Below are 16,262 nucleotides of genomic sequence, written 5' to 3' on the forward strand. Positions count from 1 at the left end.
CACAGGGTTTTGCTTCAGGCTTGGGTTCTGCTTCAGTCCTGGGTTTTTGCGGTGTCTTCAGGCAATTCAGGCAGTCCATCCGCATCCGTCATCGCGCGTTCGAGTAAATCGGCGGGCAAACTCTTGCTCGCCCGGGCACCGAGCAGCTTGAGCTGTTCGCTGCGGCTGATCAGGTTGCCGCGCCCTTCTGTCAGTTTGTTCCGCGCTGCGCTGTAGGCTTTGTCCAATTGCTGCAGGCGACCGCCGATCTCGTCCAGGTCCTGGATGAACAGCACGAACTTGTCATACAGCCACCCCGCCCGCTCGGCGATTTCCCGGGCGTTCTGGCTTTGGCGCTCCTGTTTCCACAAGCTGTCGATCACCCGCAATGTCGCCAGCAATGTGGTTGGACTGACAATCACGATATTGCGGTCAAACGCCTCCTGGAACAGGTTCGGCTCGGCTTGGAGGGCGGCGGAAAACGCCGCTTCGATCGGCACGAACAACAACACGAAATCCAGGCTGTGCAGACCGTCCAGGCGCTTGTAATCCTTGCCGGCCAAGCCTTTGACATGGGCTCTCAACGACGCCACATGTTGCTTGAGGGCGTGCTGGCCAATGGCGTCGTCCTCGGCGGCTACATACTGCTGATAGGCCGTGAGACTGACCTTGGAATCGACCACCACTTGCTTGTCGCCAGGCAGGTAAATCAACACATCAGGTTGGAAACGCTCGCCGTCCGGGCCCTTGAGGCTGACCTGGGTCTGATACTCACGGCCCTTCTCCAGGCCGGCGTGTTCGAGCACCCGCTCCAGAATCAGCTCGCCCCAATTCCCTTGGGTCTTCTGGCCTTTGAGGGCACGGGTGAGGTTGGTGGCCTCATCGCTCAGGCGCAGGTTCAGTTGCTGCAGCCGTTCCAGCTCCTTGCCCAAGGAGAAGCGCTCCCGAGCCTCGGCCTGATAGCTTTCTTCGACGCGTTTTTCGAAGGACTGGATGCGCTCCTTCAGCGGATCGAGCAACTGGCCCAGGCGCTGCTGGCTGGTCTCGGCGAAACGTTGCTCACGCTCGTCGAAGATTTTTCCTGCAAGCTCGGCGAATTGTGCCCGCAGCTCATCGCGCGAACCTTGCAGATCATCCAGCCGTTGCTGATGGCTTTCCTGTTGCTCGCGCAATTCGGCATGCAATGAAGCCGCCTGGGCATCGAGCCGCCGCAGCTCCGCTTCTTTGCCGGCACGCTCCAGATTCCAGGCGTGGGCCGCGTCCCGGGCATTGTCGCGCTCGATCTGCAACAACTCGACTTCGCGACAGGCGGCGGCAAGCTCGGCTTGCTTGGCGGCGTTGGCCTGGCTCAAGTCGCTGATTTCGTCGCGACAGGCATCGAGCTGGGCGTTGAGACCGTCGTGGGCCATGTGGGCAGTGGCCAAGCGTTCTTCCAGCAGGGCCTGTGCGGTCTGTGCGGCACTGGCCTGGCGTTGCAGGTGCCAGGCCAGCGCGAGCAACGGCAGCGCAGCGCCCGCCAAGCCCAACAACAGGCTGGTCAAATCCATAGCCATGACAATTCCTGCCGATGAAATAAAGCCCGAAGGTTAACCAAGCGGCCGGGGGTTGCCCAGCTCAGTCTTCGATTTCACCCAGTGCCAGGCGGGCGCGGTGATCCCCAGCCCGGGCGGCTTGGCGCAGCAGGTCGTGGCCAATGCGCCGGTCCCGCGCGTTCCCGCATTCACGGCACATCAGCTGCCCGAGACGACTCTGCGCAGCCACCACGCCTTCACGGGCCGGTTGCTTGAGCAGACGGCCGGCCAGATGTTTGACACTGGCGCTTTCTCCCAGGCGCGGGCTGTCGAGCAGCCACTCGGCCACACGCATCGACATGCGCTTGGGTGGGGTAACACCAGAGGGTGTGGAAGTAACAGGATTTGATACTGAGCGAAACTTCATAACGCACTGTGGGCTAGATCGGAAGGCGCGCCACTCTACTCCTTTTTTCGCACGGGTAAAGTCGAAAAAAACCAGCACGCCCGTTCTAGAGCAAGCGCTTGGGACAATCCACAGAAGCTGTGGATAACTCAGTGGACAACCCACCCTGAACTCGCCGCAACCCCTGTGGAACGGGGCCTGCGCTCAAACTGACGATTTTTTCACCAGTAAAAAAAAGCGATGTTTTTCATTGACTTAAATTTTGGATACAGGCACCCACCTCGGATTGTTCGCACATGACAGTTCGGTGACAAAGCTCGTGTTGAGTGTGCACAAGTAACACCCGAACGGGTTATAAGGCTGCGATTTTTTGGTGTGTTTGGCAGCAGAACCTGGGGATAACCCTGGTGGGCTGCCCGGCGAGCGCGGACTGAGCGTTCCCACGCTCCTGCGTGGGAACGCTGCCAGGGACGCTCCGCGTTCCACTTCCGCAAGGTGAGGCAGAGCGTCACGGGATGCATTACCACGCAGAGCGTGGGAACGATCAATGACTCGGATCTTTTGTGGCCCGCTTGAATATTTTTTAACCAACGCCCTTCCCTTATGCCATTCGTTCCGTTAGTATCCGCAGCGTTAGTACCAAGCTGAAAGTCAATTCCGGGTCGAACACATCTCCGCGGTCAGCCTTCCCTCAAGAGAAGCCTCACCGATAAAAAGAGACCGACCCCCTCGATGGTTTCCAGGTAACCCTTGCGTCGACACAGCCTTTGATCCAATACAAAGGGTGTTGCCAAGCTCATTACTCTGACCGAACCAACCTGCAAATTGATCAGGATCTTCACCCCGGGCCCAGAACCTTTGCCCTTGATGTGTTGCCTGCCCTCCTAAGTACCTACCTGCCAGCCCAAGCGCGCACTTTTTATAGCGCTCAAACTGGCTGCTTTGTTCCAGTCGGGTTCTTCGTTCGACCAATGGTGGTCGACGTTACTGGAACGTTTTAACGTTGCACGGTTCTTAACCGTGTCATTTGTAGGAACACCCATAACATGTCGACTCAAATCCATACCCAGGACGCTATCCGCACCCTGACCAACGCTTTTGCCCCAATGAACTGCCTGATCATGGCTGCTCGCAAAGGCTGCTTCAGCTTCACCCTGGTCAACGAACACGGCATCGCACGTCACAGCGAACGCCTGTACCCCGATCAATACTCCAGCGCCGAACCGCTGCAGGCCGTGATCGAGCGTACCCGTCAGGCACTGGTTGCCTGAGACGCCAGAAAAGGCTGAGAACCCATAGGCCCCGCCCAAAAAGCGGGGCTTTTTATTGCCTGGAATTTCTCAAAAAAGCGAAACGGCTTAAGCACTGAGGGATATAAGGGTTATAACCGTTCGCCGAAGATGTTTTAAAAACAGTCCTTTACAGCAGGAATATGACACTACACTTCAAGTCAGGTGGCATGAGCCGCTTCCGGCGGGCCTGAACCGATCCACTGCTGCCAAACCCACACCCTTCAGGTCCCGCCCTTTCACACTTCGAGGGTTTTATGGGTATCGCTGCCAGCGAACTGTGTCGATATGTGATCCGCCCGACGCTCCTTTACCTGGGGCGCCACAGTGCAACGGCGGAATCCCTGCTGCTGGGCATTGCCGCCAGCCAATCGGCCCTGGGTTCAGCCCTGCATGACCGTCGCGGGCATGGCCTCTATCGCATTCCCGAGCAGCGCCACCAAGCACTTTGGGACCATTACCTGGCGCTGGACCCGGAGCGTGCCAGCCTGGTGCGAGGCCTGGCCAGCCAGCACGCCTTTCTCAGCGGCCCGCACCTGGAATTGACCGTCAACCTGCGCTACGCCACGGCCATTGCCTGGCTGCTGGTGGAAGAGCAGAACACCCCGCTTCCCGAAGCCGATGATCTGCTGGGCATGGCCCGGATCTGGCGCCAGACCTTTCACCCCCAAGGACGTTTGCGAGATTTTACCTACGCGTGGCAAAACTGTGTTTCACCGTTGAATCAGGTTGCTTGCTGACGGGAAATTTGGAAACTTCCTACAACGGCCGCGAATTTGGTCGGATTGTCCTACAAAACCTCTCTAAATCAAGCAAAACAGGCTATGGCGCTTGAACGAAAATGTTGGTAATTTTCGCCCCGGTGATCATCAGGAGTTCTAACAATGAAAAAAATACTCAAAACCACCCTTGGACTCGCCGTGACCTTGGCGTCCACTCAGCTTTTCGCCAGTGGCTTTGCTTTGAATGAACAAAGCATCAGTGGCATGGGGACTGGTTTTGCGGGTCGCTCTTCTTCTGCCGACGACGCAAGCACTGTATTTGGCAACCCTGCCGGCATGTCGCGCCTCAAGCGCCAGCAAGTCACCGGTGGTTTCGCCGCCATTGATGCCTCCACCGATATCAACGATGCCAGCGGCACCCAATCCGGTACCAACAAGGGCGACATGGTGCCGCTCACGGGCGTGCCGATGGGCTACTACGTCAAGCCTATCGATGATCAATGGGCTTTCGGCCTGGGTGTCTACGCACCGTTCGGCCTGATCACCGACTACGAAAACCGCTTCCAAGGCCGTAACTTCGGCAGCAAGAGTGAAGTGAAGGTCGTGACCTTCCAGCCAACCGTCAGCTATGCCTTCAATGACAAGGTGTCGATTGGTTTTGGCCCGACGATCAACCGGATTTCTGGTTCGCTGGAATCGTCGCTGACCACACCGTTCTCGCCTAACGACGGTAACGTGAAGATCAAGGGCGACGACATTGGCTACGGCTATAACGTCGGTCTTTTGGTCCAGGCGACCGACACCACCCGCGTCGGCCTGACCTATCACTCCAAGGTCAAGTACAAGCTTGAAGGCCACACCGAGGTGAGCCCGGGTGCTGGTACCCCAGGCTTCCTGTTGGGTAGCGGACGCTACGACGCTTCGCTGGACATCACGACGCCTGAGTCGGTGGATTTCTCGGTCACCCAGCAAATCAATGATGCCTGGACCGTCTACGCCGGCAGCACCTGGACCCGCTGGAGCCGCCTGAAAGACATCACCGTGGATAACGACGTAACGGGCGGTGGCGCCCTGAACCCAACCCTTTTCGGCACCATCACCGAAGAACAGAACTGGCACGACACCTGGGCCTACGCCATCGGCACGTCCTACAAGTTGAACAAACAGTGGGTGCTGCGTACCGGCCTGTCCTTTGACCAATCGCCAGCCAACAACACCGACCGTTCGCCACGCATCCCGACCGGCGACCGGACCATTTTCAGCCTGGGTGCCGGCTGGAGCCCGACCGACGACCTGACCATCGATGTGGCTTACTCCTACCTCAAGGAAGAGAAAGTCAACGTCAACCGCCGCAATGCGCTGGGCCAGGCCTACAACGCCGAATACGAAAACAGCGCCAACGGTTTCGGCGTCGGTGCGACCTACCGCTTCTGATGTAACGTGTAACGAAAAAAGCCCCGCACTCTGCAAAGAGCCGGGGCTTTTTCGTGGCTGGCGGTCAGGGTTTCGAAGCGATGGCCGCCTCTACGGCCTTGATGAACTCCGGATCATCGGGCTTGATCCGGCTGGAAAAACTGGCAATCACCTTGCCCTGGCGGTCCACGACGTATTTATAGAAATTCCACTTCGGCGCGCCGGATTGTTCGGCCAGGTGCTTGAACAACGGAATGGCATCCGCCCCGCGCACCGGTTGCGGTTCGGTCATGGTGAAGGTCACGCCGTAATTGACGTAGCAGACCTTGGCCGTTTCCGCGCCGTCCTTGGATTCCTGCTTGAAATCGTTGGAGGGCACGCCCAGCACTTGCAGACCTTGCTCCTTGTAGCGCTGGTTAAGCGCCTCGAGGCCTTTGAATTGCGGGGCGAAACCACAGAAGCTGGCGGTGTTGACCACCACCAGCGGCTTGCCGGCGAAGCGTTGGCACAGGTCGATGGTCTCTTTGGCCCGCAGCTTGGGCAACGAACCTTCCAGCAACGGCGGGCAATCGGCCGCCCATACGTGCCCGGCCACGGCCAGCAACAGAGCGGGAACAGCAAACCAGCGCATCAGCATGTCGCAATCTCCTTGAAAGCAGCTCAGACCACGACGTTACTCCGCAGGGCCCGACGCCGTCCATTCGTTCAACAGTTGCCCATGCCTAGTTGCATCAAGGCCAACCCGCCCTGATGCCAGCCCCACCAGGCGAACGCCAGCAGCAGGCCGGCGCCGGCGGCAATCAACCACGGGCCGACGCGACTCATGCCGCACCAGCCTGGGCTTGCAGGCGCGCCACCGGACGCTCCCGCACCGGCCAGTTCAATGCCGCGGCCAACAAGCTGAGCAGGATCGACACCTGCCAGATCAGGTCGTAGCTGCCGGTGCGGTCATACACCACCCCGCCCAGCCAACCGCCCAGGAACGAGCCCAACTGATGGAACAGGAACACGATCCCACCGAGCATCGAGAGATTTCGCACACCGAACAAGGTCGCGACGGTGCCGTTGGTCAAGGGCACAGTGGACAACCACAAGAAGCCCATGGCCATCCCGAACGCATAGGCTGTGGTCGTGGTCACCGGCAGCCACAGGAACAAGCCGATCACCACCGCTCGCACCAGGTACAGCCCCGTCAGCAGCCGAGGCTTGGACATGCGTCCGCCCAGCCAGCCGGCGGTGTAGGTTCCGAAGATATTGAAGAGCCCGACCAAGGCCAGCACGGTGGTCCCGACGCTGGCCGGCAGATGTTGGTCCACCAGGTAGGCCGGCAAATGCACGCCGATGAACACCACCTGGAAACCGCAGACAAAAAAACCAATCGCCAGCAGCCAGAACCCCGAATGGCTGCACGCCTCGCGCAACGCCTCGGACAAGGTTTGCTCATGGCCCAGCAGCGGCGCCGGCACGTCCTTGAGCATGCTCACCAACGGCACGATCAACGCTACCAGCAGTCCTAGCGCCAACAAGGCCGCCGACCAACCGAGCCAGCCGATCAGCCCCAGCGTGCCGGGCAACATGGCGAACTGGCCGAAGGAGCCGGCGGCACTGGCGATGCCCATGCCCATGCTGCGTTTTTCCGGCGGCACGGCTCGCCCGACCACACCGAGGATCACCGAGAACGACGTCCCCGACAGGCCGATGCCAATCAACAGACCAGCGCTCAACGACAGCGACCATGGCGAGTCGGCCATGCCCATGAACACCAGGCCAATGGCGTAGAGGACACCGCCGATCAGCACCACTTTCGCCGCACCGAAGCGGTCGGCCAGCGCGCCGGTAAACGGCTGCGCCAGGCCCCAGATCAGGTTCTGCAAGGCGATGGCGAAGGCGAACACCTCACGGCCCCAGCCGAACTCGGCACTCATGGGCGCCAGGAACAGGCCGAAGCCATGCCGCACGCCCAGGGACAACGCCAGGATCAGCGCGCTGCCCACCAGGACCCAACCACAAGTACGCCACATCGATGTCATTCTTATTCTCCGCTCGCGGGTATATACCCGCTTATCATCGGACGAACCGGCTTCACGCCAGTTCATCCAGCAAGGCTAGCAACGCTGTGCGCTTCTCGGCGCCCAGTTTTTCGATCAATCGTTGTTGCGCCGCTTCCCAGGCCGGCAACGCCGCCGCCAACCGGGCATGCCCGGCGTCGGTCAGGACAACGATACGGTTGCGCAGGTCTTCACCCTCGGCCAATGCCACCAGACCCTCGCCTTCCAGCACCCGCAGGTTGCGTCCCAGGGTGCTGCGGTCCAGGCCCATGGCCTCGGCCAGGGAAGAAATACTCGGCTGGTCCAGGCGCGCCAGATTGCTCAACAAAGAATACTGGGCAACGTTGATCCCGAAGCCGTCGAGGGCGCCGTCGTAATACCTGCTGACGCCACGCGCGGCACGACGCAGGTTGATGCACAAGCATTGGGAAGGAAGCATGGTGCGTGTATATACCCGCGATTAAGGGAATGCAAATTTATATAAAAAACTAACACAAGGCAGGCGTTCAATTTCAGATCAATACCGCCACCAACACCACCATTTCCAGCAGCTCCAGCAAAGCCCCAGCCGTATCCCCGGTGCAGCCCCCCAGCCGACGCAGCATCATCTGTCGCAGCCAAATAAATACCGAGGCTGTCACCACCAGCATCCATACCCCCGCCCAACCCGCCACCAGCACACAGCCCAACGCACAGGCCAGCAGCACCTGCCAACCCGCCCGCCGAGGCAAGTGATCAGCGAGGGCCTGACCCAAGCCACCCGCACGCACGTAAGGCGTGGTCAGGAACAGCCCAAGCAACGCGCCGCGCCCCAACACTGGGACGATGAGCAACACCAAGGTCTGCCCTTGCTCGATCAGTGCCAGCAGCGCGGCGAATTTGAGCAACAGCACCAACACCAAGGTGATCACGGCGATTGGCCCGCTGCGTGGATCCTTCATGATCAACAGTGTGCGGTCGCGGTCGCCGAATCCACCCAACCAGGCATCGGCGCTGTCGGCCAGGCCATCGAGGTGCAGACCGCCACTGAGCAACACCCACGCCGTCAGCAACAGCGCGGCGTGCAGCAGCGGCGGCGCGCCGAGCAGCACGGCATTGAGCAGCCACAGCAAGCCACCGAACAGCAGTCCCACCATTGGATAGAACAACAGCGAACGACCCAGTTGCTCAGGCTCGGGCATGCCCGGGAGGCGAACCGGCAGGCTGCTGAGAAATTGCAGGGCGATCCAGAACGGCAACATGGTCAAACCGCCTCTTCCAGCACTGGACCGGACGCCACGCGCAGGGAAAACAACGCGCCATGGCCGACTTCGACATTGAGCAACTGCTCCCGCGGCAGCCCCCGGGCCTGGGCCAGCAACAAGCGCATCACACCGCCATGGCTGACCAGTAACACGCGCTGGCCTGCATAAGCAGTATGCAGGCGCTCGACCGCCGTCAGAACGCGTCCGGAAAATTCCAGCACCGGCTCGCCATCGGGTGGGGTAAAGCGGTAAGGATCGGCCCAGAACCGCCCCAGCGCTTCAGCGTCAGTCTCCATCAACGCCGCCGCGCTGCGGCCTTCCCAAGCGCCGAAATGCAGCTCTTGCAGATCCTTGTCCAAATGCACCGGCACGCCGAGTCGGGCGCCAAGTTGCTCGGCGAAACGCGCACAACGCTGCAACGGCGAACTCACCAGACGATCCCAGGGCCCGCCCTTCATGACAGCCGCGTGCATCTGTTCCCAGCCCTTGGCGGTCAAGGCGTCGTCGAGGCTGCCGCGCAATCCGCCGCCCAGCTCGGTTTCGCCGTGACGCAGCAGGTCCAGGCGCAAGGTCATGCCGGGCGATCCGCCACGGCGGCTTCGGCAAACGTCGCCATTTGCCCGTGAAGGTCACAGGCCAGGCGCAACAGCGGCACCGCCAGCGCCGCGCCACTGCCCTCGCCCAGGCGCAGGCCGAGCTCCAGCAGCGGTTCGGCGCCGAGGGTTTCGAGCACGTGGCGATGGCCCGGCTCGGCGCCGCGATGGCCGAACAGCAACCATGGCCGGCATTCAGGATTGAGGCGCACCGCCACCAGGGCCGCAACGCTGCAGATAAATCCGTCCACCAGCACGGCGACGCCCTGCTGGGCACAGGCCAGGTAAGCGCCGGCCAACGCGGCGATTTCAAAACCGCCGAGGTTGAACAGGGCCTGCAACGGGTCGTTGCGTTGGGCTGCGTGCAGCGCCAGGGCCCGTTCGATCACTTGGGCCTTGTGGCTGACACCCGCTGCGTCCAGGCCGGTGCCCGGGCCAACCAGATGCGCCACCGGGCATTCGAGCAAGGCACAGGCCAGGGCGCTGGCCGCCGTGGTGTTGCCGATGCCCATCTCGCCGCCGATGAACAAGTGCGTCCCGGCCGCGACAGCACGCAGCATGCTCTCGCGGCCGGCTTGCAGGGCCTGCTCGCCCTGGGCCACGGTCATCGCCGGGCCGTGAACGAAATTCGCCGTGCCGGGGCCGATGCGCAGATGCCGCACGCCAGGCAGGTCCAGCGCAGGCGTCACAGTGCCCAGGTCCACCACTTCCAGAGATGCACCCAGTTGCCGCGCCAGGACGCTGATGGCCGCGCCGCCGCTGACGAAGTTGAGCAGCATCTGCCCGGTCACTTCCTGGGGAAAGGCCGATACGCCCTCCGCCACCACGCCATGATCGCCAGCGAAAATCGCGATCCATACGTGATCCAGGCTCGGCTTGACCTGCCCTTGCAGCCCCGCCAGTTGCACCGCCACCGACTCCAGCCGCCCCAGGGAGCCGGCCGGCTTGGTCAGTTGTTGCTGACGGGCCGCGGCCTGTTCCAGGGCCTGGGTATCGAGGGGCTTGCACGGGTCCAGCCACCAACGGTGATTCATAACGCAGTACCTTTGAGAGTCAGGGGCAGGCCGGCGACGGTCAGCACGACGCGCTGACACCGTTCGGCCAAGGCTTGATGCAGCCAACCGGCTTCATCGACATAACGGCGAGTCAACTCGCCCAGCGGCACGACACCCATTCCGGTCTCGTTGCTGACAAAAATGATCTCCCCGGGCAGCGCGGCGAGGCAGTCCAGCAGTGCATCGCGTTCTGCGTTCAACCGCTCGGAGTCGTCGAGCATCAGCAGGTTGGTCAGCCACAGGGTCAGGCAATCCACCAGCAGGCATTGTCCGGGGGCAGCGTTTTCCCGCAGCACCCGGGCCAGGGCCAAGGGTTCTTCCACCAGCGCCCATTCGTCTGGACGACGGGCGCGGTGCTGGGCGATTCGTGCGTTCATCTCACCGTCCAGGGATTGGCTGGTGGCGATGTAGGTCACTGGCAAGCCTGTTTCGACCGCGAGCTTTTCCGCCAGGCGGCTTTTGCCGGAGCGGGCGCCGCCGAGGATCAGTTGTAGCATGAGTCATTACCTTTATTTGGCGGTGTGGCGACTGGCGCCATCGCGAGCAAGCTCGCTCCCACAGGGGGATTTATGTACACAGTCGATCAACTGTGGGAGCGAGCTTGCTCGCGATGAGGCCGGTATAGCCACTCAAATCCCACAGAGTTCACGCAACACCCCAGTATCCAAATGCCGCTCCACCAGATCCGCCAACCGCTCGATGTCCCGCTCGCGCAAGCCGTGGTAATCCACCGCCTGCACATCCTGCAACCCGGCCCAACGCAACAACGCACTGCTGGCTTGTGGAGACTCGAACAGCCCGTGCAGATAGGTGCCGAATATCTGTCCATCAAGACTTTGCGCACCGTCGCAACGGCCGTCTTCCAGGTACACCGCCGCGTGTTCCAGGGCCGGGCCGGAGGTCACGCCCGCATGAATCTCATAACCGCTGACTTCAGCCTCTTCCAAAGCCAATCGCCCACGGACATTGCGCAGTTGTTTCTCGTGTTCCAGCGTCGTTTCAAAGGCCAGCAGGCCCAACCCGGCGCTGGAGCCCGCCGCGCCTTCCAGCCCCAGCGGGTCGTGGACGTGCTGGCCGAGCATCTGCAAACCGCCGCAGATGCCCAGCAGCTTGCCACCGTAGCGCAGGTGCCGTTGGAGGGCGCTTTCCCAGCCGTTGGTGCGCAGGTAGGCCAGGTCGCTGCGCACGCTTTTCGAACCGGGCAGGATGATCAGGTCGGCCGGCGGGATGGCTTGGCCAGGGCCGATGAATTGCAGGTCGACCTGCGGATGCAGGCGCAGCGGATCGAAATCGGTGTGGTTGCTGATGCGCGGCAACACCGGCACCACTACCTTGAGCACCTGTTCGGCCTTGGCAGCCTGGCGCTGGTCGAGGCCATCCTCGGCTTCCAGGTGCAGGTCCATCACGTAGGGCAACACGCCCACCACCGGTTTGCCGGTGCGCGCCTCCAGCCAATCCAGGCCCGGTTGCAGCAAGGCGATGTCGCCGCGAAAACGATTGATGATGAAACCCTTGACCCGCGCCTGCTCGCTGGGCGAAAGCAGCTCCAGGGTGCCGACGAGATGGGCAAAGACCCCGCCGCGATTGATATCGGCGATCAGCAGCACCGGGCAGTCCACCGCCTCGGCAAAGCCCATGTTGGCGATGTCACCGGCACGCAGATTGATCTCCGCCGGCGAGCCCGCGCCCTCCACCATCACCACCGGATACGCCGCACTCAAGCGGGCATGGGAAGCCAGCACCGCTTGCATCGCGATGGCTTTGTAATCGTGATAGGCCACGGCGTTCATGGTGGTGACGGCGCGCCCCTGGATGATCACCTGGGCGCCCGTGTCGCTGTTGGGCTTGAGCAGCACCGGGTTCATGTCGGTATGCGGTTCGAGGCCGGCGGCCTGGGCCTGCACCGCCTGGGCGCGGCCGATTTCGCCGCCGTCAGCGGTCACGGCGCTGTTGAGCGCCATGTTCTGCGGCTTGAACGGCGCCACGCTGACACCCTGGCGTCGGACCCAGCGGCACAACGCGGTGACCAGGGTACTTTTGCCGGCATCGGACGTGGTGCCCTGCACCATCACTGTGGTCATTGAATGTCCTTGGTGTAGGCCTCGAAAGCCTGTTCAAGACGCAAGAACTCGGCGTCATCGGCCGGAAGTCCGAAGCGCAGGCTGCTGGTGTTCACGAACAGCCGCAAGAGAATGCCGCGATGGGCCATGAAATCGTGAAGGCCCACGGCATGCTCGGTGACCAACCATTGGAACAAGCCGCAGCCACCCTGGGGCGTGAAGCCATGGCGTTCGAGCATCAGCGCGAGGCGTTGGCTGGTGGCTTCGCAGCGTTGTCGCTGGCGGACATGGGCAGCGGTGTCCAACAGGCACGCCTCGCCCACCACCCGGGTCGGTCCGCTGACGGCCCATGGCCCGACCTGCTCTGCAAGCAACTTGAGCAGGTGGCGCTCGGCCAAGACAAACCCCAGGCGCACCCCGGCCAGGCCAAAGAACTTGCCGAACGAACGCAGCACGATCAGCCCGACCTGATGGGCGTGCGCCGCCAGGCTCAGGTGCGGCGTGATGTCCATGAACGCCTCATCCACCACCAGCCAGCCACCGCGCTGAGCCAGGCGCGCGTGCCAATCCAGCAAGCACTCGGGATCCAGGCTCAGGCCCGTGGGGTTGTTCGGGTTGACCACCACCAGCACATCAAGGCTGTCGAGGAAGAAATCCACTTCCGCTTCCAGCACTTCACGCACGATGTAGCCGGCGCGGCGCCAGGCTTCGGCGTGCTCGGCGTAACACGGCGACAAGACGCCGACCTTGCCGACCCGACGCAGGCGCGGCAACAGTTGGATGGCCATTTGCGAACCGGCCACCGGCAGCACATCCAACGCACCGTAATAGTCGCAGGCGGCCTGTTCCAAACCGTCATCGGTTTCCGGCAGGCGTGCCCAGGCCCGCAGTGGAATCGCTGGGACGTCGAACGGCCAGGGCGCGAGGCCGCTGGACAAATCGAGCCAGTCACCCTCGGCGATCCCGTATTGCCGGGCCGCGTTACGCAGGCGTCCACCGTGCTCAAGCATAAAACTCAGCTCCCAGGCAGAGAATCAGCAGCCATAACCATACGCCGCGCTGGACCAATTGCCAGCCGCGATCAATGGAGTCCGCGCTCGCTGGCACGCCTTCGCCCAGGGCTGGACGCTGGTGCAATTCGCCGTGATAAACCGCCGCCCCGCCCAACTCGACGCCCAGCGCACCGGCACCGGCGGCCATGACCGGTCCGGCATTGGGGCTGTCCCAGGTCGGACCCTGGGTGCGCCAGCATTTGAGCGCCAGGCGGGTCTTGCCGAGCAGTGCGTAGGTCAACGCCACCAGGCGCGCGGGAATGTAGTTGAGCACATCATCGATCCTTGCCGCCGCCCAGCCGAAGCGCTCGAAGCGCTCGTTGCGATAGCCCCACATGGCGTCGAGGGTATTGCTCAGGCGGTACAACACCACACCGGGCGCACCGGCCACGGCGAACCAGAACAGCGCGGCGAACACCGCATCGCTGCCGTTCTCCAGCACCGACTCGGTGGCGGCGCGGGCCACGGCGGTTTCGTCGAGTTCCCGAGTCTCGCGGCTGACCAGGTAGCCGACACGCAGGCGCGCTTCGTCCAGATCGCCACTGCGCAGCGCCCGCGCCACCGGCTCGACATGTTCCCCGAGGCTGCGCAGGCCGAGGGCGCAGTACAGCGCGAGGATATCCACCAGCCAGCCAACCATGGGCGCCCAAGACAGGGCCGTGGCCAGCAGGGTCAGCGGCAGTACAACGATGATCCACGCCGTCACCCCATGGCTGCGCCAGCCGCGCCCACCGGAGTTGAAGCGTTGTTCGATCCGCTCGGCAAAACCGCCGAACGCCACCAGCGGATGCCAGCGCCGGGGCTCGCCCAGCAGCGCATCCAGTGCCACTGCGGCGACACTGAGCAACGCCACGCTCATGGACTCACTCCCCAATGATTTTCATAGAGCAATTCATTCAGCGAACGCGGCTGCGCCCAACCTTCCAGGGCGAGCATCGGCGCCGGGTAAAACCCCTCGACCGGGCCCAGGCAGAGTATCGCCAGCGGCTTGGCACTGGCGGGTAGACCCAGCAGATCGGCCAGGGCCTGGGGCTCGAACAATGACACCCAGCCCATCCCCAGCCCTTCAACGCGAGCGGCCAGCCACAGGTTCTGGATCGCGCAGGACAGTGAGGCCAGGTCCATTTCCGGCAAGGTCCGACGGCCGAAGATGTGCCGCTCGCGATCCTCCATCAACGCCGCCACCAGCACTTCGGCGCAGTCATTGATGCCTTCGACCTTGAGCGTCATGAATTCATCGCTGCGCTCGCCAAGGGCCTCGGCGGTGCGGATGCGTTCTTCTTCCACCAACTGCTGGATATTCCCGCGCAAGGCGCGATCGCTGATGCGGATAAACCGCCAGGGTTGCATCAGGCCCACGCTGGGTGCCTGGTGCGCGGCTTCCAGCAGCCGGCGCAGCAAGGCCGGTTCCACCGTGCCGCCGCTGAAGTGGCGCATGTCACGGCGCTCGGCGATGGCGCGGTAGACCGCATCGCGTTCGGCCTGGGGGAAGGCGTTGTCGGTCATGGTCTTTTCGCGAGCAAGCCCGCTCCCACAGGGTTTAGGTGATCAAATGTGGGAGCGAGCCTGCTCGCGAAGGCGGCCTCAAGATCAGGCGCAAACAGCGCGGCAATCGCCCTGGGATTAGACGGAAAATAAAAGTGCACATAAGAAGCCGTCATTCGCCCTTGCCGGAAAACCGCCTCCGCACCGCGTCCGCCATTAGGGCTATGGCCACGGGCAATCGGCTCAACCTCGGTGCTGGTCAGCGAATGATGATAGGTGTGCCCACGCAGGGTGCCTTCCGGCAAATCCACCGCTTGCAGGGCCAGGGCCGCCAAGCGCTTTTGCATCTGCGCCTCACCGGCCAGCAAGCCCAGCAGTTCGGCGCGGGTGCCCTCGACGTCGGTCAACGAATCCAGCAGATACAGCATGCCACCGCATTCGGCCAGCAACGGTTTACCGGCTGCATGGTGAGCTCGGATCGCCGCCAGCATCGGCGCGTTCCGGGCCAGCGCTACGTGGTGCAGCTCCGGATAACCGCCGGGCAGGTAAAGACTGTCCGCTTCGGGCAGCGCAGTGTCATGGATTGGCGAAAAAAAGCTCAACTGCGCGCCCATGGCCCGCAGCAGATCCAGGCTCGCGCCATAGGTGAAGGCAAACGCTTCGTCCCGAGCCACGGCGATGCGCACACCGTCGAGCCATGGCGGCGGATTGATCACCTCGGGCGCGGCGAATTCGACCGCTGGCGGCAGTGCCACTTCGCAACTGCCAGCCAGGGCCTCGGCCGCCGCATCGAGGCGCAGGTCGAGGTCGTTCAACTCGCTGGCCTGGACCAGCCCGAGGTGGCGACTGGGTAATTCAATGCCGGTTTCCCGGGACAGCGCGCCATACCAACGCAGGCCTTCGGTCAGGCTGCCTTCGAGCAACTGCGCGTGGCGCAAGGTGCCTACCCGGTTAGCCAATACGCCAGCGAACGGCAAGTCCGGCTGATAACGCGCCAAGCCCAGGGCCAGGGCGCCGAAGGTCTGGGCCATGGCCGTGCCATCGATCACCGCCAGCACTGGCACGCCAAAATGCCGGGCCAGGTCAGCGCTGGACGGAGTGCCGTCGAACAACCCCATCACTCCTTCGATCAGGATCAGGTCCGCTTCGGCGGCGGCTTCCCACAACAACCGACGACTTTCCTGCTCGCCAACCATCCACATGTCCAACTGATAGACCGGCGCGCCGCTGGCACGCTCGAGGATCATCGGATCGAGGAAGTCCGGGCCGCACTTGAAGACGCGCACCTTGCGCCCCTGGTTGCGATGCAAGCGGGCCAGGGCGGCGGTAACGGTGGTCTTGCCTTGCCCCGAGGCCGGGGCGGCGATCAACACCGCTGGGCAGTGGCGGCACGACATGACGGCGT

General features: G+C 62.7%; 17 protein-coding genes. 3 read left to right on the forward strand and 14 right to left on the reverse strand.

Going from position 1 to position 16,262, the window contains the following annotated elements:
* Positions 1 to 32: 32 nt before the first annotated feature.
* Both rmuC and LOY70_RS22420 read right to left on the reverse strand, forming a co-directional pair.
* Positions 33 to 1,418, reverse strand: coding sequence for a DNA recombination protein RmuC (gene rmuC / locus LOY70_RS22415; RefSeq protein WP_265038149.1), 1,386 nt, complete (start codon positions 1,416 to 1,418; stop codon positions 33 to 35).
* Positions 1,419 to 1,593: 175 nt separating this feature from the next.
* Positions 1,594 to 1,917, reverse strand: a complete 324-nt coding sequence (locus LOY70_RS22420; RefSeq protein ID WP_265029366.1) for a sel1 repeat family protein — start codon at positions 1,915 to 1,917, stop codon at positions 1,594 to 1,596.
* A 1,025-nt stretch (positions 1,918 to 2,942) separates the two neighbouring features.
* On the opposite strand from LOY70_RS22420, the gene LOY70_RS22425 reads away from it, so the two are divergent.
* The 3 genes from LOY70_RS22425 to LOY70_RS22435 all read left to right on the forward strand — a co-directional run bounded on the left by LOY70_RS22425 (position 2,943) and on the right by LOY70_RS22435 (position 5,341).
* A complete protein-coding gene (locus LOY70_RS22425) occupies positions 2,943 to 3,167 on the forward strand; it encodes a hypothetical protein (protein WP_007898912.1) in 225 nt (74 codons plus the stop codon).
* 275 nt (positions 3,168 to 3,442) lie between these two features.
* A complete protein-coding gene (locus tag LOY70_RS22430) occupies positions 3,443 to 3,925 on the forward strand; it encodes a hypothetical protein (RefSeq protein ID WP_123346178.1) in 483 nt (160 codons plus the stop codon).
* Positions 3,926 to 4,069: 144 nt separating this feature from the next.
* Positions 4,070 to 5,341: an OmpP1/FadL family transporter gene (locus tag LOY70_RS22435; protein ID WP_265029367.1), complete on the forward strand. Its 1,272-nt coding sequence runs from the start codon at positions 4,070 to 4,072 to the stop codon at positions 5,339 to 5,341.
* 64 nt (positions 5,342 to 5,405) lie between these two features.
* Here LOY70_RS22435 and LOY70_RS22440 read toward each other — a convergent pair whose 3' ends face one another.
* From LOY70_RS22440 to LOY70_RS22495, 12 genes are all read right to left on the reverse strand, one after another.
* On the reverse strand, positions 5,406 to 5,957 hold the full coding sequence (locus tag LOY70_RS22440; protein ID WP_265029368.1) for a glutathione peroxidase: 552 nt from the start codon (positions 5,955 to 5,957) through the stop codon (positions 5,406 to 5,408).
* A 184-nt stretch (positions 5,958 to 6,141) separates the two neighbouring features.
* Complete coding sequence (locus LOY70_RS22445) at positions 6,142 to 7,350, reverse strand: MFS transporter (RefSeq protein WP_265029369.1); 1,209 nt, start codon at positions 7,348 to 7,350, stop codon at positions 6,142 to 6,144.
* Between the two features lie 52 nt (positions 7,351 to 7,402).
* Positions 7,403 to 7,807, reverse strand: coding sequence for a MarR family winged helix-turn-helix transcriptional regulator (locus tag LOY70_RS22450; protein WP_123346187.1), 405 nt, complete (start codon positions 7,805 to 7,807; stop codon positions 7,403 to 7,405).
* Between the two features lie 73 nt (positions 7,808 to 7,880).
* Positions 7,881 to 8,609, reverse strand: a complete 729-nt coding sequence (locus LOY70_RS22455) for an adenosylcobinamide-GDP ribazoletransferase (protein ID WP_265029370.1) — start codon at positions 8,607 to 8,609, stop codon at positions 7,881 to 7,883.
* A gap of 2 nt (positions 8,610 to 8,611) precedes the next feature.
* Positions 8,612 to 9,187, reverse strand: a complete 576-nt coding sequence (cobC, locus tag LOY70_RS22460; protein ID WP_265029371.1) for an alpha-ribazole phosphatase family protein — start codon at positions 9,185 to 9,187, stop codon at positions 8,612 to 8,614.
* Positions 9,184 to 10,239, reverse strand: a complete 1,056-nt coding sequence (gene cobT / locus LOY70_RS22465) for a nicotinate-nucleotide--dimethylbenzimidazole phosphoribosyltransferase (protein WP_265029372.1) — start codon at positions 10,237 to 10,239, stop codon at positions 9,184 to 9,186. The genes cobC and cobT overlap by 4 nt, the downstream gene beginning before the upstream one ends.
* A complete protein-coding gene (cobU, locus tag LOY70_RS22470; protein WP_265029373.1) occupies positions 10,236 to 10,757 on the reverse strand; it encodes a bifunctional adenosylcobinamide kinase/adenosylcobinamide-phosphate guanylyltransferase in 522 nt (173 codons plus the stop codon). The genes cobT and cobU overlap by 4 nt, the downstream gene beginning before the upstream one ends.
* Before the next feature lie 132 nt (positions 10,758 to 10,889).
* Entirely contained in the window at positions 10,890 to 12,341 is a 1,452-nt protein-coding gene (locus LOY70_RS22475; RefSeq protein ID WP_265029374.1) for a cobyric acid synthase, read from the reverse strand.
* Positions 12,338 to 13,330 carry a threonine-phosphate decarboxylase CobD gene (gene cobD, locus LOY70_RS22480; RefSeq protein ID WP_265029375.1) on the reverse strand — a complete coding sequence of 331 codons (993 nt, stop codon included), beginning with the start codon at positions 13,328 to 13,330 and terminating at the stop codon, positions 12,338 to 12,340. Before cobD ends, LOY70_RS22475 begins: the two co-directional genes overlap by 4 nt.
* Positions 13,323 to 14,231: an adenosylcobinamide-phosphate synthase CbiB gene (gene cbiB / locus LOY70_RS22485; RefSeq protein ID WP_265029376.1), complete on the reverse strand. Its 909-nt coding sequence runs from the start codon at positions 14,229 to 14,231 to the stop codon at positions 13,323 to 13,325. Before cbiB ends, cobD begins: the two co-directional genes overlap by 8 nt.
* A complete protein-coding gene (gene bluB, locus LOY70_RS22490; RefSeq protein ID WP_265029377.1) occupies positions 14,228 to 14,878 on the reverse strand; it encodes a 5,6-dimethylbenzimidazole synthase in 651 nt (216 codons plus the stop codon). The genes cbiB and bluB overlap by 4 nt, the downstream gene beginning before the upstream one ends.
* Positions 14,875 to 16,254, reverse strand: coding sequence for a cobyrinate a,c-diamide synthase (locus tag LOY70_RS22495; RefSeq protein WP_265038151.1), 1,380 nt, complete (start codon positions 16,252 to 16,254; stop codon positions 14,875 to 14,877). Before LOY70_RS22495 ends, bluB begins: the two co-directional genes overlap by 4 nt.
* Positions 16,255 to 16,262: the final 8 nt, after the last annotated feature.

Origin of the sequence: Pseudomonas sp. B21-054, from assembly GCF_026016345.1 — a bacterium.
Classification (GTDB): domain Bacteria; phylum Pseudomonadota; class Gammaproteobacteria; order Pseudomonadales; family Pseudomonadaceae; genus Aquipseudomonas.